Here is a 21,376-nt window from a genome sequence, read left to right as displayed (position 1 = left end):
CCTGTGACGGCTGTATTCGGGCTACTGCCCACAGGCAGCATTTTGCGCCGGACCCCTTAGATGTGAAAGGATGGAAGTATATTTGAAACGATTATTTTGCCTTATGGCGGCTCTTTTATTGTGTCTTGGAATTTCAGGATGCGGGCGGGAGGAGAAAATTGCCGGGCCGGAAAAAGGCAGTTACCGGATTTATTATCTGAATCCCTCCAGGACAAAGCTTGCCAGCGTGGAGTATAAAACGGAAACGACCGATCAGGAGACATTGATCGGAGAATTGGCGGGACAGCTTTTAGAGGCTCCGGATAACCCGGATTACCAGGCTGCACTGGGAGAAAAGGTAATACTTCTGGATATGAGAAAAGAGGACAATGTCCTCTACCTGAATTTTAATAAAGATTATACGGCGATGAAGGCGACGAGGGAGATTCTGTGCCGTGCGGCGATGGCAAAGACCTTTACCCAGGTGGACGGAATCGATTATATCAGCATCAACTGCGACGGACAGCCGCTCCTCGATCACCAGGGCAGCCCGGTGGGGGCATTTTCAGCCTCCGACTTCGCGGAGAGCATCTCTGACGTGAACTCCTTCGAGAGAGTGGAGCTGAAGCTCTATTTTGCCAACGAAAAGAAAGATATGCTGGTGGAGGAGACAAGGGAAGTCGTCCACAATGTCAACACCTCCCTGGAGAGACTCGTGGTAGAGCAGCTGATCGCTGGTTCACAGGCGGGAAATTCGCCCGTGCTGCCAAAGGACACCAGGATTCTGAACGTGTCTTTGACGGATAATACCTGCTATGTAAATCTTGACAGTACTTTTATAAACGGCGAGGTGGAGGCGGCAGATTATATTCCGGTCTACGCGCTGGTCAACTCGCTGACGGAACTTCAGACGGTCAATAAGGTCCAGATTACGGTGAACGGGTCGGCCAATGTGATGTACCGCAATGCGATTTCTCTTTCGACGCCTTTGGAGAGGGAGAAGAAGTATATTGTGGCTGAGAAATGAGAACGCCGCCGCAGGCTGGGGGGCGGGATGGTGAGTGGGAGGTTATGAGTCTTCAGTCCCGGTTTGTAGTTTGTCGCAGGTGGGGAATCCGGGCAGGTTATGACCCGGGACTGAAGACGCCGAGGTTATCGCTTACCATTCCGGCCCGGCCTGCGGCCGCTGAATTGTTCTGTTTTATCTACCACGTCCGCTATCTTTCTTCGGAGGCGTCGCGGCCTCGTATCTTAATTAAATCCCCACTTTGGAGGTAATAAAATAAAAAGACCGTTTTTATGGATTGCAGGAGCATATGTACTTGGAGAGGTCACTGCTTACTGGTTCGGTAAAATGACGGAATACACAGGACGGGCGGCTGTTTCAGGCGGCTTGTTTGTGGTGGCGGTATTGCTGGCGGCAGGTATTTTACTTGGGTTTTATCTGAGAGTTGGAACGGGGAGTCTGCTTTTGTTGATTGGGGATGTAAAGGTCCCCAGGAGGTGGTTTTTACTGGCTATTCTGACGCTTTTCTGTTTGTCGGGGTGGTTCAGGATGAGAGTGGAAATGAAGAAATGGCCGCTGGAGGCTATATTGGCGGAGAGGGAATACGGGGAAGAGCGGGGCGGTAAAACGGGAAAGCGGGTGGATGCGGAAGGCAGGATCCGCGATGTAACGTTTAAAAATGAGATATATACTATTATTCTGGAGCCGGTGACGGTGACGGCCGGGGAGGAGCGGTATGAGGAGAACCGGATCATGGTTTCGGTGGAGGCAAAGACGGCGGAACGTCTGCCGGTGAATCGTTTGAAGGTTGGAGTGAATCTGTGGGTAAGAGGAAAAGCGGAATTGTTTCAGGAGGCCAGAAATCCGGGAGAATTTGATTATCGGATGTATTACCGCTCTCAGAAGCTGCGCTGCAGGATTAAAGCGGATAAGATAGAGACGGCGGGTGGGGATGAGGCTGCTTTTTGGAGACAGATTTCATCCGTCAGGCAATTTGTGAAAGAGGCGCTCGCTTTTCTTTATGGTGAGGAAGACAGAGGTGTTTTTCAGGCCATTCTTCTGGGAGATAAGAGTGAGATGGACAGTGAAATACGCGAGCTGTATCAGGACGGAGGGATTGCCCATGTACTTGCGGTGAGCGGCCTACATGTTTCTTTAATCGGGATGAGCCTATATGGATTTCTGAGAAAAAGAGGCGTTGGATATGGAAAAGCCGGTGTTGTATCGGCGGCTCTGCTTTTTTTCTACGGCTCGATGACGGGATTTGGGGCCTCCGTTTTCCGGGCGGTTTTTATGGTTTTCTGTTCCTTTCTGGCTTCGTATCTCGGGCGTACTTATGATTTGCTGTCGGCCATGGCGCTTTCCCTTATTTTACTTCTTTTCGATTCCCCATACCTGCTTTTTACAAGCGGGCTGCAATTGTCTTATGGCGCGGTAGGGGCCGTGGGTCTTTATAATGACTGGCGGTTAGTGCAGGGAAAGGAGAGGCGGTTATCGGGGGAGGGCGGAAAAAAGGTAAAAGACGGGAATGTGGATGTGGGAACTATGCTGGGGGCGCTTCGCTCTGCCCTGTCTGTCAGCCTGGCGATTCAGGTTGTCACTCTTCCTGCGATATTGTATCATTTTTATGAATTTCCCTTTTACGGGGTGGTTCTTAACCTGGTGGTAATTCCGCTGATGGCATATGTGGCGGGATCGGGGATTGCGGCGGTTGGTCTTTACGGCATATGGAGGGCTGTGAGTATCTTAAATCTGGCCGTGGCAGGGGGAGAGATGGGCGGCGGTTTGAAAAGCGGGCCGGTACAGTTCCTGGGCGGAGCCGCGTATTTACTTGGCGTAATCAGCCATGGCGCGGCGGGGCCCGGACACTACATCCTGTCCCTTTACCGCGGGCTCTGCCGTTTTACCCTGCAGCTTCCGTTGGCAACGGTGCTTACGGGGCGGCCTCCGCTTTGGTGTATTGGCCTTTATTATAGTGTGCTGGTATTTGTGTATATTCAGGCATTGAAAAGTGCGGCTGGGGACAGCGGTGAAGGAACGGTCGGAGCCACATTTGGAGTTAAGGCTGAAAGAACGGCTAAAACCGCGGCCTGTTTCTTTGCCATGCTGTTTCTGGCGGTAAGGCCGCGGGTCAGGGGGCTGGAAGTTTATTTCCTGGATGTGGGCCAGGGGGACGGGATATTTTTTCGCACAGGAACCGTCACGGCGCTGACGGACTGCGGAAGCAGCCAGCTTAAAAGTGTGGGAAAAAACAGGCTGGTTCCTTTTTTGAAAAGTAAGGGGATTGGCAGGCTGGACTACGTTTTTATCAGCCATGGCGACAGTGATCATATAAACGGAATCGTCTGGATGCTGGAAAATGAGAAAAATATTTCGGTTGGCCATATTGTCATGCCCTGTCTGGGAGAGGGGGAGGAAGTTTACCGGCGGATAGAAACGCTTGGAAAAATGAGAGGAGCGGATATCGTTTATATGGAGGCCGGGCAAAATCTGGATGAAGGAGCGCTGAAAATCACCGCCGTTTACCCCGGAAGGGAAGTCTATTCGAAGGACAGAAACGGGCATTCACTGGTGCTTTCCGTTATTTATGAGGAATACAGCATGCTGCTGACAGGGGATGTGGGGACTGCGGGAGAGAAGAAAATGCTGGAGGCGGGAGAATTGCCGTGCAAGGAGCAGCCGGAAGGACGGTTTGAAGGGGGAATTTCGGTTTTAAAAGCGGCCCATCACGGTTCTTCTACGTCTACGGGGCAGGAATTTCTGGCCTATGTGAAACCGTCGGTCACAATCCTGTCGTACGGCCGGGGAAACTCGTATGGTCATCCTTCACCGGAGGTGGTGGAACGTCTGGAAGAAATCGGAACCGGGATTTGGAGCACGGAACGATCGGGCGCCATTCGGGTTACGACAGATGGAAAGAAAATGAAGGTGAGAGGTTTTCTGCTGGACAGGAACCGTGGTTCCGGTCTATAATACCAGCAGGAACAATGTTACTGTTCACACTGCATTGCACTGTGAACAGTAACGCAACAATCTCCTGACGGACTGTCAGTAACGAATGCGGGTGAGGTCAAACCCGGCGACATTTTAGCAACACGAAGGAGCAGATTACAGATGCAGATAATCAATGAGGATATAAAGAGCGGACAATACAAAACGGTATATCTGCTGTTCGGTGAAGAGTCATTTTTGAAGCAGAGCTATAAAAAGAAGCTCAAAGAGGCCATTGCCGGTGACGATACAATGAATTACAATTATTTCGAGGGAAAAGGGCTGGATGTGAATGAACTGATCAGTCTTGCCGATACGATGCCGTTTTTCAGTGACAGGCGTCTGATTGTGGTGGAGGACAGCGGATTTTTTAAGACTTCCACCGATGCGCTGACCGACTATCTCCCTTCAATACCGGATACAACGTGTATTGTATTTGTGGAAGATGCCGTGGACAAGAGAAACCGCCTCTTTAAAAAAGTAAAGGAGCTGGGCCACGCTGCGGAGATGAAACGGCAGGACAGCGCACAGCTCGCAAGGTGGGCCGGCACAATTCTGGCACAGAACGGGAGAAAAATTACGAATGCCACGATGAACCTGTTTCTGGAGCGGACCGGCGACGATATGGAGAATATCAGAATGGAGCTTGAAAAGCTGATTTCCTATACGATGGGTGCGGATGTGGTCACTACGGAGGACGTGGAGGCCGTAACAACGGTTCAGGTGACCAATAAGATATTCGATATGGTCAATGCCATCGTAACGAGGAAAACGAGGCTTGCCATGGATTTGTATGAAGATCTCCTGACACTGAAAGAACCGCCGATGCGTATTCTGTTCCTGATAGCAAGACAGTTTAACCAGCTATTACTGGTTAAAGAATTGACGGCAAAGGGAACGGACAGAGGTACCATTGCATCGAAACTGAAAATCCCGCCGTTTGTTGCAGGAAAGGTTTCGGCCCAGGCCGGGGCATTTACAAAGGAACAGATTCTGGCCTGCGTGAAAGGATGTGTGGAGGCAGAGGAAGCAGTGAAAACGGGAAGGCTGAACGACAGGATGGCGGTTGAACTTCTGATTACGAAAAAGTACTGATTTGGAAAGAATGCTGACTTGGAAAAAATACTGATTCGAAAAGAATGCTGAACTTAAAAAAATTGCTCTGATTAAAATACTTCATTAGAAAGAAGACTTCATTTGATGAATATTTTATTAAAAAAGCATTCATTCGAAAATATTCCGGCATAGAAAAAGGTTTCCGCCACACCTGAGCGGAAACCTTTTTTCTATATAATGGGTTAATTAATTGTATAAATTGAAAGTTCCAGAGATTAAGCCATTGCGTTAACGGCTTTAGATAAACGGGATACTTTACGGGAAGCTGTATTTTTGTGATAAACTCCCTTTGTGGTAGCCTTGTCAATCTCGCTGATTGCAACTAATAATGCAGCCTGTGCAGCAGCCTTGTCACCGGCAGTAATTGCAGCATCAACTTTCTTGGTAACTGTTTTAACCTTGGATCTGATCGCTTTGTTTCTTTCAGCTCTTGTTTCAGCTACTAAAATTCTTTTCTTTGCAGATTTAATGTTAGCCAATCTGTACACCTCCATCTGATATATCATATATTATCAATTCTTTGGTTTGCATTAAAGCCTGGACACGGACAGTTCAATGTAAACATACTATTGTATTTTATCGAATAAAGTCAGGGATGTCAATATGTATTTTCCGGATTTATACAGTTTTTTCAGTATATTTTAAAGGAAAAACAGAAAAACTATAAAGAGTGAAAGTACCCATGAACCGCGAAAGGAGATTTGCGATGTTTGGCCGGAAAAACAGCAGGATAACCGATGAAAATAAAATAGGAGAATTACCGTCATTTGAAGCCAGGACCGACCTGGCCGTGGAGGAACAGGAGAGCTTTGCCGGGGACGGCGGAGAAATAAAGGGCGTTGCGCTCCGGGAATGGCATCACAGGAACAGCCATATCAGGATGACGGAAGTTTCCATTCTGGATGAGCGTGGGGCAAAGGCCATGGGAAAACCGATGGGAACCTATCTGACCCTGGATGTCCCGGATATGGCGGAAAAGGACGACGGCTATCATGAGGAAGTGGCCGAGGAGCTGGGGAAACAATTGAACCAGCTCATTAAGAAAATGTGTCCGCAGAAGAAAGAACAGGCCTCGATCCTCGTTGTGGGCCTTGGCAACATCCAGGTGACGCCGGATTCCCTTGGGCCGAGGGTGGTGGATAACCTTCAGATGACAAGGCATTTCCTGGGAGAATACGGGGATGATTTCTGTGAAAAGAACAAACTTCCCGTACTGAGCGGCATTGTGCCCGGCGTCATGGCGCAGACGGGAATGGAGACGGCCGAGATTGTAAAAGGAATTGTGGAGGAGACGAAGCCGGATATGGTCCTGGCGATCGATGCCCTGGCCGCAAGAAACGTCAGACGTCTGGCATCCACGATCCAGCTTACGGATACGGGAATCCATCCGGGTTCCGGCGTGGGAAACCACAGGCACAGCATGACGAAGGAGAGCCTGGGAGTGCCTGTGGCGGCTCTGGGAATCCCGACTGTGGTAGGTGCGGCGGCCATTGTACACGGCACGGTAGAGGCGCTGATTCATACGTTGTCGCTGAACAGTGGGACTGAAGGATATGCGAAATATATTGAGGATCTCGATCCGGAGAGCCAGTATGAACTGATCAGAGAGCTGATGGAGCCGGAGTTCGGCCCGATGTTTGTAACGCCACAGGATATCGACGAGAGGGTAAAACAGCTCAGTTTCACCGTTTCCGAGGGGATTCACAGGGCATTGTACGGCAAGAAAGAGTGAGTGAATACCGGCGCATCATGGTATAAATTCCGGGCGCTTTGTGAAGCGGAACCCATACAGCGGCGTACCAGATTAAGAAATCGGCAAGATTCAGGTAAAAAGAACCGGCTCCTGCATAGAATGGTAAAAGGAGAGAATTTTTAAGGCGGGACAGACATGAGGCCGGGAAAAATAAGAATCATTAGAGAATATATTGCAGGAAATAGAAAAATATCAATCTTCCGGCCGGCGGCAGCAATTTTGTGCCTGTTTCTGTTTGCTTTCTTTGGAGGCAGGGCGCTGCGGGGACTGCCGTCGGCTGTGGGGAATATTGTATCAAATTCATTCAGCGGTTACGAGAGCCGGACAGCGCTTTTTATATGGAGAAGCTGGTATCCGTCGGCCGGATTTACAGGTATAAATTCCGGTGGAGCAAGCAAAGAGGTTGATGAAATGGCAGGCCGCCTGGCTGGCTTTATTTTAAAACAGGTGCCTTACTACAGGCTGGCCGAGGGCAGTCAGGGGAAACTGTACAGAGAACTGGAGCCGGATCCGTCGTATGGGAATTATCTGGAGAGCAGCCGGATTTTAAAGGAATATGAGTGTCTTGTCAGAGATTTGGAAGGCAGCAGTGTGCTGGCCTCGGGCGGTGTTTCTACCTATACTAATACGTCGGAAAATGAAAATGGACCAGGGGCAGCAGGAATGTCCCCCGGCAATGCCGCGGGTTCAGGCACCGGAGAAGGACAGGGAGAGTCCGTGCAGACAGCCGGGGGGCAAAGCGCAGCGGGAGGCCAGCTTAAGGCATCCGGAAGTCCGGCCGGAGACTCGCTTATCAATAAGGGGACCGTCAGTTCGTCCGGAATCAGATACGTTTCAGCGCAATTGGCCGACTATGATTTCCTGATGAAACATTTTTATACGGTACACCCGACCACAACGGCGGGCAGAGATATGATGAGCGCGAAAACATTTTTGTCGGAGGATTTCTCGCTGAAACAGGGCAGTGATAAACCGCAGATTCTGATTTACCATACACATTCGCAGGAAGAATTTGCAGACTATCATGAAGGAAACAAGGATGCCACAATTGTGGGAGTGGGCACCTATCTCACCGAGCTGCTTGAGCAGAAGGGATATAATGTTATTCATGACACCTCTGTTTATGACCTCCGGGATGGGAAACTGGATCGGAGCAAGGCCTATACATACGCACTGGACGGAATAACGGCTATTCTGCAGAAAAATCCGTCCATTCAGGTGGTTCTCGACATTCACAGGGACGGCGTGAAAGAAAGCACGCATCTGGTTAAAGAAATAAACGGGAAAAAGACGGCCACGATTATGTTTTTCAACGGAACCAGCCAGACACCGGACGGGGCGATTGAATACCTTAAAAACCCCTACCGAACCGATAATATGGCGTTCAGCTTCCAGATGAAGCTCTGCGCCGACGCCTGCTATCCCGGGTTTACGCGGAAGATTTATCTGAAAGGGCTTCGGTATAACCAGCATGTGAGGCCGTGTTCAGCGCTCATAGAGGTGGGGGCGCAGAATAATACATATGAGGAGGCCAGGAATGCGATGGAGCCGCTGGCGGAGCTGGTGGATATGGTGGTGAGGCCGGAAGGGTGAAAATTTAACTGATTTAACTAATTTTGTTAAAGCCGTTTTTTAATAACGTCATGTTTATTAAAATCATCTTTAATAAAGTCATATTGTGAATCACGATAGTAATATTTTACAAATAAAAATCCCAGCAGAATCACCAGAGTCGTAAGGATACCGCCTTCGATTCCGAAAATACCGCCTGTAACAATGTTGTCGGCGGTAAAACGGGTAGTTATGATTCCTGAAATATTGATCCCGCTTACCGGCATGCCGAAGATCAGGCCCTGAAATGAGTTCCAGGTAAAATGATACCCGATGCACATCCAGATATTGCCCGATTTTATGTACATATAGGAGAAGAGAAATCCTACAAAAACGATATTGCAGAAGGATAAAAACGTTACTCCATTATTTCCTAGATGGATAAGACCAAATATGACGGATGGAATAAACATAATAAAAGGAAGATTTCCCACCCTGCGCAGAGTGGACATCAAAAACCCCCGGTTCATAATTTCTTCCCCTAAAGCAACGAGCATAAAGATAAAGAACCACCAAAACTGAAGCCATGAGAAGGTCGGTTTCCATGACTCCACAACAGCCTGCCCGGTTAAAACAAGGAGCAGAAAGACAATGGAGCAGCAGAGCGCGCCCAGGAACATACCGGTGAGCAATTCTTTACAGCCCTTTTTGACGGGTTTAAGGCCGATGGAAGAAAGAGTACGCTTCATGATCAGATGCCAAGCGGCAAGGGGAACGAGGATCATAACGGAATCATATAAAATCTGTCCGTAAACGGGAAAGAACACATCGTTTATCCAATTGAAGACCGCGTCGGACTGTTCGATGGCAGAGGGGTAGTGGCCGCTTATGATCAGGAGCCGCCGTATCACGACGACTGATATAGATGTCATGAAGTTGGCCAGAACGTAAAATGCCGAAATTACAAGGAGGATAACCCAGCCGGAACGCACCTGGCCGCTTTTATTTTTAATGACGGGGTTGTTTATAAGTAGATTCATATATGATACCTTTCGTTTTTTGATTTTCAGCAGTTATATAAATTATCATATCTTTTAATGACCAGGCGTACAAGAGTTTTAGAAAAGTTTTGAAAAAATCAGAGGAAAATGAACAGGCGGGATGGCCGGGAAACAACGGAAAGCACGCTTCGCGAATTTTTTCATTGCCACTCAATCAAATGAGTCTGCTGAAGGAAAAGCAGACTCATTTGGATCAGTACGACAGATTACTTTTTTAACTCGGAGGTGCTCGAGCCTTCTACATATTGCGGCTCTAATACAATATATGCGGCGGGAGCCGATGTCCCATCCTTGACGGCTCTCCGGCTTTCGATGCGGTGCAGCATCTGATTGGCTGCCGCCTCTCCCAGGGATTGCTGTGAAACACCGCAGGTGGTGAATACGAAATCCTGAAAATCGGTGGGCTGAACGGGATCGAGCACGACCATGTTCAAATCGTGAGGGATGGATTTGCCCAGTGTCTTGCACTGGCTGTAAAAATCGACAGCGATTTCATTAACCAGGCAGACTGCCGCCGTGACAGACGGATGTTCCTTAAAAACATTGGAGGCGTCAAATGTTTGACGGGTATTCAAAACATCCGAGTACGCATTGATATCAATATTGTATACATTGCTTTCGTCAAACTTGATTCCGCTGTCTTCCAAAGCGGTACGGTATCCCCAATAGGCATTGCGCCCGGCGATAAATGACTGCGGCACACTGAGAAGGACAATCTCCCGGTGTCCGAGGGAGACCAACTGTTTAACGGCCTGATAAGCCGCTTTCTCATCATCGGATATGACGGAGTCGCAATTGACGGCCGTATCATGGCGGTTAACCATAACGATGGGAAGATTGCTCTGAGCTACTTGGGCAATTTTCTGCGGTGTGGCGCTGATAGTTACAAGAAAAGCTCCGGCCACCTTATTTGCATTTGCGGTATCCAGGTATTCGTCACACAAAGTTGTCTTATAATCACTGTTGCAGAGGAGAACCATAAAACCGTGTTCATATAAAATCTTCTGGATGGTTTTAGCAATTTCTATCTGCGCATAGCTGGAGATGTTTCCCATGATTAAGGCAACCATATTGGAATACCCCTGAGCCAGGCTGCGGGCCATCTGATTGGGCTGATATCCGATTTTTGCGATTGCTTTTTCGACAAGCAGCCGCGATTTTTTGCTTACATTGGGGCTGTTTCTCAAAACCCGCGAAACGGTCGCCCGCGAAAGGCCGCATTCTTCAGCAACATCATCAATAGTGGCGCTCATAAGAAAAACCTCTTTCTAAGTAAATTTTGTTTGTTAATAATTGGAAATAATATGTTTCATTATATCCCAACGTCAGTTTAATGTCAAAGGAATTGACAGCTGTTCCGGGGGTTGTTCCGGGGCCTCTGTTTAGTGCAGCGTGTAATATTCGGGACGGCGGTTTTTCCAACTTGCAACGCTGTCCCGGACTTCTTCCTGATAATCGAGATCCAGAACTGCGTATTGAATCTCCTCCCGGTTAGAACACTGGGAAATAACCGTGCCCCAGGGATCGGCCACCTGTGACCGCCCGAAGGGGATGGACTCCACAACGTGGCCGTACTGGTTTACTGCGACGACATAAGTCAGATTAAACAGTGCGGTTCCTTTTACGAGAGTATCCCAGTGATCGGTGCGCGGCGGAAGCGGATTTCCGGCCGGGAAATAGGCCGGCACAAAAATGATTTCGGCGCCGTCCTGCACCATCCCCCGGGCCAGTTCAGGAAAACGTAAATCATAACATACCATCAGGCCGATTCTGCCGAAATCTGTATCAAACACTGCTGCTTCGGTACCTCCCTCCACATATTGGGATTCATCATATCCGATTGCTTTCATTAAGTGCATTTTATTATACCGTCCGATAATTTTCCCGTCCCGGTTAATAAAGAGCGCCGTATTATAGTACTTCCCATTTTCAGCCTGGCACATAAAGGTTCCCGGTATCAGATTGACATGAAGTTTTTTTGCAAGTGCGCACATCTGAGTGACAAAGTATCCGTCCAGAGGTTCCGGCCCCTGAGATTCCGAGCGGGCATCCGCATCAAAATAACTGTCTTCCGGAAAGACAATCACATCCAGGCCATTTTCTTCTTGAGCTGCTTTCTTCGCCATTCCAATCATCTTTTTGACATTTTCTTCGGCTGTGCCGGTGGAACCCATTTGACATAAAGCTACCTTGACCATATTCTTATCCCCTTTTAATCGCTGAGTGTAATATTAAATTTGCAGGTTCTACGATATTAAAGAGAGCGGTTACAAAACTGGTTTCTTAGAAAAATCATACATTATTAAAACGAAAAGGTCAATATAAAGTGAAAATAGATTGAAAAATTAGCTAAAATACACAATAAAAAATTAATTATTTGTTTAAAATGAGTATTTAATTCCTAAAGGTTATATTGTATGATTGAAAATATGAGAGCGGTCTCACAAAAGGAGAATCAAATAATAAGCATTCTGTTTTATCAGCCGGCTTGTCCGGTTACAGAGCTAAGAGGAGGTAAAGTGGTGAGAACAAACGTAGTAAAGGAAATGTCGTGGGTGGAATTTGATGAAAGAAGAAAGGAGACAAAGACCGTGATTATTCCCTCCGGAGCGGTGGAGGTTTACGGGCCCCATCTGCCGATGGGAAGCGATATTATTGTTTCTAAAAAAATTGCAGAGCTTGTGGCGGAAAAAACGGGAGCATTGGTGGGTCCCTGTCTGGAGGTAGGGCAGTCATTCGATTTGAATGCGTTCCCGGGAACGATCCCGACCAGGGCGGCAAATTTAAAGGCAGTTTACCGCGATATCTGTGAGGCTTTTATCAAATGGGGGTTTGAAAACATTTTTATTGTTAACAGCCATGTGGCGAATACGCAGCCCCTCAATGAGCTGATGGACGAACTGAGACAGGAGTACGGGATTACCGGGGCTTTGATTGCATTCTGGCAGTATATCCCAACGCTTACGAAGGATGTCTGGGAGACGGAAACGCCCCACGGCCATGCCAGTGAGGCGGGTACATCCGTACTGCTTCATCTTGCGCCGGAGCTGGTGGATATGGAGAAGGCGGTAAATTCTCCTTCCCTGATCGAAGATCCTTATCCCAATATTACCGTCTATACGGATTTCATTGAATATACAAAGACAGGAACACTCGGGGATGCAACAAAGGGGAGTGCGGATAAAGGCGCGGAAGCGGTGAAAAGAGCGGTTGAGGAGGTAAGCAATTACATTAAGGATTGTATGATTCACAAAGGGACAAAGTGAGAATAAGGAGGGGTATCATGAAAAAATGTTTTATTTGGGTGATGGCTGCAGTGGCATGTCTGGGGATGACAGCCTGCGGAGGAGCGAAAGAAAAAACGGTTTCCGGCAATGAGACATCCGGCAATGGGGAGGGAGGATTTGCAAAACAGTCCATAAAAGTCAGTTATGCAGGTACGAGCCAGGGAATTGACGGGATTGCCTTTGAAAAATGGGCGGAACTGGTTGCCGAAAAAACGGACGGGGCGGTTACGCTGGACGGCTACGGTGACTGCCAGCTTTCGGGCGGCGACATGGACCGCATGGTTGAATTGCTGGTTCAGGGCGGAGCCTATGATCTCTGTATATTAAGTGAGGGCGTTATGGAGGGAATCAACGGTGAATTCTATGCGTTGGAGGTTCCGTTCGCTTTTAACGGTTACGACGATGTATATGCACATGTGGATTCCGAGAAAGGACAGGCGTGGTTAAAGGAAGAATTTTCGGACACCGGCCTGACGTATCTTGCGACCCTGCCCAATGGAATTTCCCAGTTGACAAATGCCAAACACGAGGTTTATGAACCGTCTGATTTAAAGGATCTCCTGATCCGGGTTTACGGCGACAGTGATTTCAGGCTGATAAAAGCGCTGGGAGCCGATGCGGTGCCGATGAGCTTTTCGGAGCTGTATTCCGCCCTGCAGCAGGGCACGGTAGACGGCCAGATTAACGGACTTCAGACGATAAGCTCCGCCAACCTTCAGGAGGTTCAGAAATATGTCACAATGCTCAATATGACCTGGTCCGGTTATCATATGGTGACAAACAGCAAGGCCTGGTCCGGGTACAGTGAGGAACTCCGGAAAGTACTGGAAGAAACTTCGGTCGAAGCGGCCGGATATGCGCGTACCCATCTTGCGGAAACAGAAGAGAAACTTCGCGGTGAATTCGAAGAGGCCGGCGTTGTTTTCTGTGACTTATCGGAAGAACAGCTTGGTAAATTCAAAGAACTGGCTCTCCCGGTGGCAGAGGAGACGATTAGTACATTGAGTGAGAATACGATTGAGGTTTGGGAACTGAAGTGATACTTGTTTTTCGGCCGCCGCAGTAACGGGAAAGTCCCCGGCGGCCGATTCTTCTAGCGGAGGAATCAGTATGAAAAAGAAACTCCATCCGGATGATATTTTGGCGGTAATGGTATTTGCAGTTATGCTTACTATTACATTTGTAAACGTTGTTTCCAGGTATGTGTTCCATTTTGGCCTCTCCTTTTCCGAGGAGCTGGTTACCCATCTGGCAGTCCTGCTGTCGGGATTAGGGGCGTCACAGGCGGTCCGCAATGAATCCCATTACGATATTCCTTTGCTGGACGGCCTTATCCCCAAAAAACTGTCTTATATATTTAAATTATTTTCCGCTGCACTGACAATGGTATTTTGTCTCTACATGGCATACATGGGAGCGGTCATGGTGACACAGCAGTTTGCACTGCATAAACTGAGTGCCGCAATGCGGATTCCGGAGTGGATTTATGGCCTGGCTATCCCGGTAGGGTGCGGTTTTATGGGATACTATGCCGTAATCGTACTGTTCCGGGCGCTCCGGGGAAGTAAAAAACCGAATGGTACGGATAAAGGGGAAGGGGGAACGGTATGATTGGTTTTATTGTATTGTGTATTTTTCTGGCGCTTGTTTTAATTGGTGCTCCAATTGGAACATCGATGGGAATTGCCGGCCTGGTATGTCTTATTTTGGATGGTACGACATTGACCGTTGTACCCTATAACTACTACTCCTCTTTGACGAGCTTTGTTTTACTGGCTATCCCTTATTTTATTTTAGGCGGCGCCATTATGGAGCGGGCAGGAATTTCATCCAGGTTAATACGCTTTGCAAAGTCGATGGTCGGGCACATCCACGGCGGTCTCGCAATCGTCTGTGTCGTTGTCTGCTGCTTTTTTGCCGCTATCTGCGGCTCCGGACCGGCCACGGTGGCAGCTCTCGGGATGATCCTTGTTCCGGCTATGGTAGAAGTGGGGCATCCTGCGAATTCTTCAGCTGCCCTGATGGCAACATCGGGTTCGATCGGTATTATTATTCCGCCGTCTATTGTATTTATCGTCTATGCGTCGATCACCGGGCAGTCCACCAGCGATCTTTTTATGGCTGGAATTATTCCCGGGCTGATTATGGGAGCGTTTCTAATTATTGCCTGTCTTGTCACTACGGATAAAAAGAAACTGAAGGTACTTCCCAAAGCTTCGGCAAAAGAACGGTGGAGCGCTTTTAAGGATGCGTTTTGGGGTCTTTTAATGCCTGTAATTATTCTGGGCGGCATCTACGGCGGTATTTTTACAGCGACCGAGGCGGCTGCGGTATCGGCTGTTTACGGTTTGTTCGTAGGAGTTTTTATCTATCGGACGCTTAAGTTTAAAGATATAATTGAAATTTTCAGTTCCGCCTGTGAGACCAGCGGACAAACCATGTTTACGATTGGAACGGCGGCTCTTTTTGCCTACGTATTGACGATTTCCGGTATTTCCGGAGCGGTTACGAATCTTCTGGAAACATGCACCAACGGAAATACGTTTATATTCCTGCTGATTGTAAATGTGGTTTTGATTATTGCCGGCTGCTTTATCGATGGGAACTGCTGCCAGTATATTTTTACTCCTATATTTTACCCGGTTGCGCTTAGTCTCGGATATAGTCCGGTTGCGCTGGGCGTGGTAATGTGCATGAACTGCGCGGTTGGAATGGTCACGCCTCCGGTCGGCTGCAACCTGAATGTTGTCAGCAGTGTCAGCGGCGTACCGTTTAAAGAGGTCGTCAAAGGCGTTGTGCCATATATTATAGCAGGATTCGCGGCGCTGCTGCTGATCACCTATGTTCCGGGTATCTGCACATGGCTGCCGAATACGCTGAAGGGATAAAAAATGGAAGGTTAAATAGGGTCCGGCTGTTTTGTCAGCCGGACCGTTTGGATCAGTATGGCCGGTGGGAGGAGGCAATATGGATAGTCTGAAGAATGAAAAGATAGGGGAAAAGAAAGAGGAAAAGGAATATAGGCCGCCGCAGGAATTGAAAAGAGGGATTAAAAGCTGGCAGGTATCTTTTATTGGTCTGGGAGGCGTGATTGGTTCCTGTTACTTTCTGGGACTGGGAGCGTTAATCCGGGATATGGGCCCGGCGGTATTCTTCGCGTTTATTGTCGTAGGGATTATCGTATATGGAATGATGATTTCCTACGCAGAATTGTTGGTAAATCTGCCGCGCAAGGGATCCTTTATCGCGTATACCAATGAATTCCTGGGAAAAAGCGCCTCGGTTGGAATTGGATGGGCCTTCTGGTTTAACTGGGTTTGCTATGTTCCGTCGGAAGCCATTGCCGTCTCTGTGGTTTTAAACTCGCTGGTTCCCGGGATACCGGCGATGTATGCAATTGGGGCATTGACGCTGCTTACCATTATTAACCTGTGTGCCATAGATATTTTTGCGAAAGTGGAATCTACACTTGCCATTATAAAAGTCAGTGTCATTATTCTGTTTGCGGTGATTGCATTTGGTATTTGGGTTGGACTGTGGGGAAGCAGCGGGTTTCTTGGTGCACGGGTGAATTTTTCCGGGAGTGATTGGACGAAAAATCTGTTTCCGAACGGGGCAGGAGCCGTTTTAACGAACATGGTAGTAGTGCTGGTGACGTTCCAGGGAACGGAAATTGTGGGACTTGCCGCAGCCGAAGCGCAGGATCCGGAACACTCGGTGCCGGCTGCCTGCAAAAGCGTTACCGGCAGAATCGCCGCCTTATATCTGCTTCCCGTTTTTCTGATACTCTGCATTTTTCCGAGCGCTCAGGCAACGGTGGTCGATTCGGTATTCGCCCAGGTACTTACTTATTATCATTTGAATTTTTTTGCCGGAATAATGTCTGCAGTCGTTCTGGTTGCCGCCTTTAGTTGTGCCAATACCGGCTTTTACGGAACGGTAAGAAGTCTCTATGGCCTTTCTATAGAAGGACTGGCGCCAAAGAAACTGGGAAGTCTGGATAAAAAGGGGAACCCTAAAAATGCCGTTTTATTTACACTTGCCAGTATGTGGCTTGTACTTACTCTGGGTTTGTCGGCAGGGGGAGCGGCGTTGTATGAGAAACTTCTGAGCGTTTCCGGATTTACGGGAACGCTGGCCTGGATTGGAATTATCGCTTCGCAGCTTCAGTTCAGAAAACGGCTGCAAAAGAACGGTTACAATCCCCAGGAGTGTTTGAGGGCCTGTGTATCACCAAAACAGCAGTGGGTATCGGTATTCGCACTGGCGGCCCAGACACTCTGTCTGATTATGCTGGCATTTGGGAAAGGACAGCAGACAGTTTTTGTGATCGCATGCCTTGCCGTTATAATTCCGGTGGTAATTTACAGGATAGTGGGAAAAAGGGGACGGGAGGAGAAGAGTGAAGGCGGGGAGAAGACGTTTGATGAGATGTTTCCGCCGTTATGAGGATGAGTGGTAGGGGAAAAAGAGTCGCTTAACTGGCAATTAAGCGACATTTTTTTGCAGTTTTTCCACTGCTGCTAGATTCCTGTAAATTATAACACCCTTTCAGGGGATGGTCAACTGATAGAAAATGAATCTTAAGGGAATAAATGTTAAATAATTTCTTGCTTTTTCTTAATATTTTCCATATTTTAATGACAATTTCATCGTAGCCGTTTGAAACACACTCGCTTTTTCTTTTAAAATCACACGAACAATAGCATTATTTGTATATGAATACAAGGATATTGTAAAAAAGGGTCGCTTAATTGCCAGTTAAGCGATCCTTTTCAGGAAGGGGGCATTTATGAGCTGGTACGTATTACAGTGTAGAACAGGCCGGGAAGATACGATAATCCGTTCCTGCAGACAGCATATTTCACAGGATGCCCTCGATGACGCGTTTACATTCCGCTGTGAGAGGCTCTGGCGCTCGGATGGTGTCTGGAAACTGGTGGAGAAAGAATTGTTTCCCGGATATGTATTCCTTGAGAGCAGCAGGCCGGATAAACTTTCGGAGGAACTGGAAGCTTATCGTACGATACTGAGAGTGATGGAAGAACCGGGATATCTGATTTCTGTGTATGAGGAGGAAGAATGGTATCTGAGGAAGCTTTGCGGCGAACATCATTATCTTAGAATGTCCTATGGCTATAAGGACCAGGAAAAAGGCACTTCCTATATTACGGAAGGTCCCTTAAAGGGACTTGAAAATCAGATTGTAAAGTTTGACTGGCACCGCCGCTTTGCCCAGGTGGAAATTCCGGTATCACGGAAAAAGGTTGTCGTCTGGGCCGGGATTGGAATTGATGAGAAAATCCTGGAAGACACGAGTGGTGGAAGACAGGGAATGAGACAAGAGGGAGTAAAGGTTCTTGTTTCATAAAAGGGTTTGTAAAAATATGCATAAAGGTTGTACAGCTATTGAGGCATGCAGCCGGATTGTGTTGTTATACTGGTCGGGTTTAAGGTACCGGAGAGAAAAGGCATTTTGGAGCTTATAATTATAGTAGATGTAGGTTCTAAGAATGTTAGTATGGTTTTCGGCTAAAAATCTGAAAAAGGATCTGGAGTTTTTTAATAACTGCAGGAATGGCGAAGCCATGTCTTTTTTGGTCAGAGAGGAGTTCGGATATGTGGTATGTAATTCAGACTGTTACCGGAAAAGAGGAAGAGCTGATGCTCTTTATCCGTACATTATTGAGCCGGGAGCATTTTGAGAATTGCTTTATGATTCGGGCGGAATGGCTGAAACGGCTGGGGGGAGAGTGGCAGTTGCAGGTAAGGCCTTTATTTCCGGGATATGTATTTATAGAGACAGAGGAGCCGGAACGGATTTATATGGAATTGAAGGGTGTACCGAGATTTTCAAGACTGCTGGGGAGCGGCAAAGACGATTTTATTCCGGTTAAAGAGGCGGAAGAGAAGTTTCTGCGGGCAATTATGGATTGCAGAGAGGATTATAGCAATGCTGTCGTACGGTTGGCAGTTGTGAAGACTGACATAGATGGAAATGTGGTTTCCATAGGGGGAGCACTAAAATGCTTTGAAAGAGAGCATATTAAGGTGAATCTCCATAAGAGATATGCAATGGTGAAAACGTTGATGCTGGGAGAAGAAAGAACACTGATATTTGGAATACGCCTTGAAAAGGATAAAGAAATCAAGAGAATAAGATGACAGTGTGGAAGTTGTAAATGTTCATTTGAATAAGAATAGAGAGGTATTCAGAAAAGAGTATGTATAAAAAATATATAAAGAGGTTTTTAGACATTTGCTTGTCTGTGCTAGGGTTGATAATTTTATCACCCCTTTTTTTATTGCTTATGATCGCAATTAAGATGGATTCGAAAGGACCAATACTGTTCAGGCAGAAAAGAGTGGGGATTCATAAAACATATTTCAATATTTTGAAATTCCGTACGATGAAGGTCGATACGCCGAAAGATACGCCGACCCATATGTTAGCAGATCCGGAACAGTACATAACTAGAGTGGGGAGATTTTTGAGAAAGACCTCCCTTGATGAACTTCCACAGATTATTAATATTTTAAAAGGTGATATGAGCATTGTAGGGCCGAGGCCGGCTCTATGGAACCAGTTTGATTTGATTGCGGAGCGGGATAAGTATGGTGCTAATGATGTGATGCCGGGGTTGACGGGATGGGCTCAGATTAATGGAAGGGATGAGTTGGAGATTCCGGTGAAGGCAAAGATGGATGGGGAGTATGTGAAGAGGCTGGGGGTCAGAATGGATTGTGTCTGTCTTTTGGGGACGGTGTTATCAGTGCTTAAAGGGGATGGTGTGGTGGAAGGCGGAACTGGAGAAATAAAGAAGCGGACGCAGCAGTAATTGAAATAAGAAGAGTCAGCATTCTTTGCTTGATAAACAGAAAAAGAGAGTATTATGAAAAAAATATTAATAACAGGGGCTAATAGTTATATTGGGACTTCATTTGAAAAATGGGTAATGGATCCACGGTTTGATGGAAAGTATTGGGTGGATACTGTAGACATGAGGGGAGAAGAGTGGAGAAAAAGAGATTTTTCGCAGTATGATGTGGTGTTTCATGTGGCAGGAATTGCCCATCAAAAAGAAACAATGAAAAATATAGAACAGTATTATAAAGTGAACCGTGACTTAGCAATAGAAACAGCTTTGAAAGCAAAAACTGAATGGGTAAAGCAGTTTGTTTTTTTGAGTTCTATGAGCGTGTACGGTATAAAAGAAGGGGGAATTAACTCTCAAACAATGGAGGCTCCAAAGAGCAATTATGGAAAATCAAAATTAGAGGCAGAAACTGAAATTCTTAGAATGGCAACAGATGATTTTAGAATAGCAATTCTTCGTCCGCCCATGGTTTATGGACATGGTTGTAAAGGCAATTATAAGCGGCTTTCACATTATGCAAAAAAGCTACCTGTTTTTCCTGATATTCACAATAAACGGAGCATGATTTACATAGAAAATTTATGTATGTTTGTTCAAAGTATTATTGATAATGGGAAAAGCGGTCTCTACTGTCCACAAGATCCGGAATACGTATGCACCAGTAAAATGGTAAGAGACATTGCAGATATGACAGGGCATAGAATTATTATGATACCGCTTTGGGACGGGGTATCAAAAATATTTCCTATATCGATTATTAAAAAAGTATTTGGGAGCCTTTACTACGAAAATTTTGATGTCTGCAAACAGTTTTATACTTATAATCAATCTTTAATACGAACTGAAAAAATAGGAAGGCAGGGAGAAAGTCAGAAAAATGAATGAGGAAAACATCCCAATAAAAGAAATTCAAAAAAAATTACTGGAGATACTGATTTATTTCAGAGATTTCTGTAATGAAAATAATCTGTCTTTTGTATTAGCAGGGGGCACTTGTTTGGGAGCTGTCAGACATAAAGGATTTATTCCGTGGGATGATGATATAGACGTATTTATGTTTCGTGAAGATTATGAAAAATTACCCGAACTATGGAAAAAATATGCCGATACAGAAAGGTATACCTGTGTTAGATCGAACGAGAATTATAATATACATCATACTGCTACTGAAATAAAAGATAATAATACTACATTTATTAATAAACATAGCGTCGATTTAGATATTCATCAAGGAATTATGATCGATGTAATACCATTGGATGGGGTTCCTAAAAGTAGGAAAAAACAGTTTTATCAAATGATAAATTCAATGATATATTGCTGCTTTAATTTTCAGAGACTGCCAGAACATAAAAGTAAGGGGATTTTTTACTTGACAAAGTTGGCATTAGGCATTATTCGAACCGATAAAATGAGATATATATTATGGCATAATGCGGAAAAAAGAATGGCAAAATATTTACCATCGACATGTAATTACGTTGCTTCATTGGGTGAGGGAATGACGATTATGCGACAACATTTCAAAAAAGAATGGATGGAAAATATAATATATATGGAATTTGAAGGGTATAGGATGCCAGTTCCATCGGGGTATAATGAATTTCTGACTATTTCATATGGAAATTATATGGAGCTTCCTCCGGTAGAAGAGAGAGTTCTGCGTCATAATATTCTATTTATGGATTTAAATACCTCATATAAGAAATATAGAGGTTATAAATACTACCTAAATAAAAATAAATCTTAATTTT

19 protein-coding genes are annotated in these 21,376 nt (G+C 46.3%); 15 read left to right on the top strand and 4 right to left on the bottom strand.

Annotated elements, in window-relative coordinates; translation table 11 throughout:
- Nucleotides 1–82: 82 nt before the first annotated feature.
- The 3 genes from V3C10_16385 to holA all read left to right on the top strand — a co-directional run bounded on the left by V3C10_16385 (nt 83) and on the right by holA (nt 5,071).
- On the top strand, nt 83–1,006 hold the full coding sequence (locus tag V3C10_16385; protein ID WVP60880.1) for a GerMN domain-containing protein: 924 nt from the start codon (nt 83–85) through the stop codon (nt 1,004–1,006).
- A gap of 327 nt (nt 1,007–1,333) precedes the next feature.
- Nucleotides 1,334–3,958, top strand: coding sequence for a ComEC/Rec2 family competence protein (locus tag V3C10_16380; GenBank protein ID WVP60879.1), 2,625 nt, complete (start codon nt 1,334–1,336; stop codon nt 3,956–3,958).
- A 141-nt stretch (nt 3,959–4,099) separates the two neighbouring features.
- Complete coding sequence (gene holA / locus V3C10_16375) at nt 4,100–5,071, top strand: DNA polymerase III subunit delta (protein ID WVP60878.1); 972 nt, start codon at nt 4,100–4,102, stop codon at nt 5,069–5,071.
- Between the two features lie 236 nt (nt 5,072–5,307).
- Here holA and rpsT read toward each other — a convergent pair whose 3' ends face one another.
- Entirely contained in the window at nt 5,308–5,571 is a 264-nt protein-coding gene (gene rpsT, locus V3C10_16370; GenBank protein ID WVP60877.1) for a 30S ribosomal protein S20, read from the bottom strand.
- 227 nt (nt 5,572–5,798) lie between these two features.
- Here rpsT and gpr point away from each other — a divergent pair, with 227 nt between their 5' ends.
- Nucleotides 5,799–6,824, top strand: a complete 1,026-nt coding sequence (gene gpr / locus V3C10_16365) for a GPR endopeptidase (protein ID WVP60876.1) — start codon at nt 5,799–5,801, stop codon at nt 6,822–6,824.
- Between the two features lie 156 nt (nt 6,825–6,980).
- Nucleotides 6,981–8,438 carry a stage II sporulation protein P gene (locus V3C10_16360; protein WVP60875.1) on the top strand — a complete coding sequence of 486 codons (1,458 nt, stop codon included), beginning with the start codon at nt 6,981–6,983 and terminating at the stop codon, nt 8,436–8,438.
- Between the two features lie 26 nt (nt 8,439–8,464).
- Here V3C10_16360 and V3C10_16355 read toward each other — a convergent pair whose 3' ends face one another.
- The 3 genes from V3C10_16355 to V3C10_16345 form a co-directional block, all read right to left on the bottom strand.
- Entirely contained in the window at nt 8,465–9,436 is a 972-nt protein-coding gene (locus V3C10_16355) for a type II CAAX endopeptidase family protein (protein ID WVP60874.1), read from the bottom strand.
- A 227-nt stretch (nt 9,437–9,663) separates the two neighbouring features.
- A complete protein-coding gene (locus V3C10_16350) occupies nt 9,664–10,710 on the bottom strand; it encodes a LacI family DNA-binding transcriptional regulator (protein ID WVP60873.1) in 1,047 nt (348 codons plus the stop codon).
- A gap of 129 nt (nt 10,711–10,839) precedes the next feature.
- On the bottom strand, nt 10,840–11,655 hold the full coding sequence (locus V3C10_16345; GenBank protein ID WVP60872.1) for a nitrilase-related carbon-nitrogen hydrolase: 816 nt from the start codon (nt 11,653–11,655) through the stop codon (nt 10,840–10,842).
- A 324-nt stretch (nt 11,656–11,979) separates the two neighbouring features.
- Between V3C10_16345 and V3C10_16340 the strand changes: the two genes are divergently transcribed.
- From V3C10_16340 to V3C10_16295, 10 genes are all read left to right on the top strand, one after another.
- Nucleotides 11,980–12,723, top strand: a complete 744-nt coding sequence (locus V3C10_16340) for a creatininase family protein (protein ID WVP60871.1) — start codon at nt 11,980–11,982, stop codon at nt 12,721–12,723.
- A gap of 17 nt (nt 12,724–12,740) precedes the next feature.
- Nucleotides 12,741–13,784 (top strand): TRAP transporter substrate-binding protein, encoded by a 1,044-nt coding sequence (locus V3C10_16335; GenBank protein WVP60870.1) that lies wholly within the window; start codon nt 12,741–12,743, stop codon nt 13,782–13,784.
- 70 nt (nt 13,785–13,854) lie between these two features.
- Nucleotides 13,855–14,355: a TRAP transporter small permease gene (locus V3C10_16330; GenBank protein WVP60869.1), complete on the top strand. Its 501-nt coding sequence runs from the start codon at nt 13,855–13,857 to the stop codon at nt 14,353–14,355.
- Nucleotides 14,352–15,632 (top strand): TRAP transporter large permease, encoded by a 1,281-nt coding sequence (locus V3C10_16325; protein WVP60868.1) that lies wholly within the window; start codon nt 14,352–14,354, stop codon nt 15,630–15,632. Before V3C10_16330 ends, V3C10_16325 begins: the two co-directional genes overlap by 4 nt.
- A gap of 79 nt (nt 15,633–15,711) precedes the next feature.
- On the top strand, nt 15,712–17,193 hold the full coding sequence (locus V3C10_16320) for an amino acid permease (protein ID WVP60867.1): 1,482 nt from the start codon (nt 15,712–15,714) through the stop codon (nt 17,191–17,193).
- Between the two features lie 343 nt (nt 17,194–17,536).
- Nucleotides 17,537–18,115, top strand: coding sequence for a transcription termination/antitermination NusG family protein (locus V3C10_16315; GenBank protein ID WVP60866.1), 579 nt, complete (start codon nt 17,537–17,539; stop codon nt 18,113–18,115).
- Between the two features lie 248 nt (nt 18,116–18,363).
- A complete protein-coding gene (locus V3C10_16310; protein WVP60865.1) occupies nt 18,364–18,909 on the top strand; it encodes a transcription termination/antitermination NusG family protein in 546 nt (181 codons plus the stop codon).
- 59 nt (nt 18,910–18,968) lie between these two features.
- The gene (locus V3C10_16305) at nt 18,969–19,583 is read left to right on the top strand and encodes a sugar transferase (GenBank protein ID WVP60864.1); all 615 of its coding nucleotides are present in this window, start codon (nt 18,969–18,971) and stop codon (nt 19,581–19,583) included.
- Nucleotides 19,584–19,637: 54 nt separating this feature from the next.
- Nucleotides 19,638–20,507, top strand: coding sequence for an NAD-dependent epimerase/dehydratase family protein (locus V3C10_16300; GenBank protein ID WVP60863.1), 870 nt, complete (start codon nt 19,638–19,640; stop codon nt 20,505–20,507).
- A complete protein-coding gene (locus V3C10_16295; GenBank protein WVP60862.1) occupies nt 20,500–21,372 on the top strand; it encodes a LicD family protein in 873 nt (290 codons plus the stop codon). Before V3C10_16300 ends, V3C10_16295 begins: the two co-directional genes overlap by 8 nt.
- Nucleotides 21,373–21,376 lie beyond the last annotated feature (4 nt).

Source organism: [Clostridium] symbiosum (genome assembly GCA_036419695.1).
GTDB lineage: Bacteria > Bacillota > Clostridia > Lachnospirales > Lachnospiraceae > Otoolea > Otoolea symbiosa_A.
This window is presented reverse-complemented; position numbering and strand designations above follow the sequence as displayed.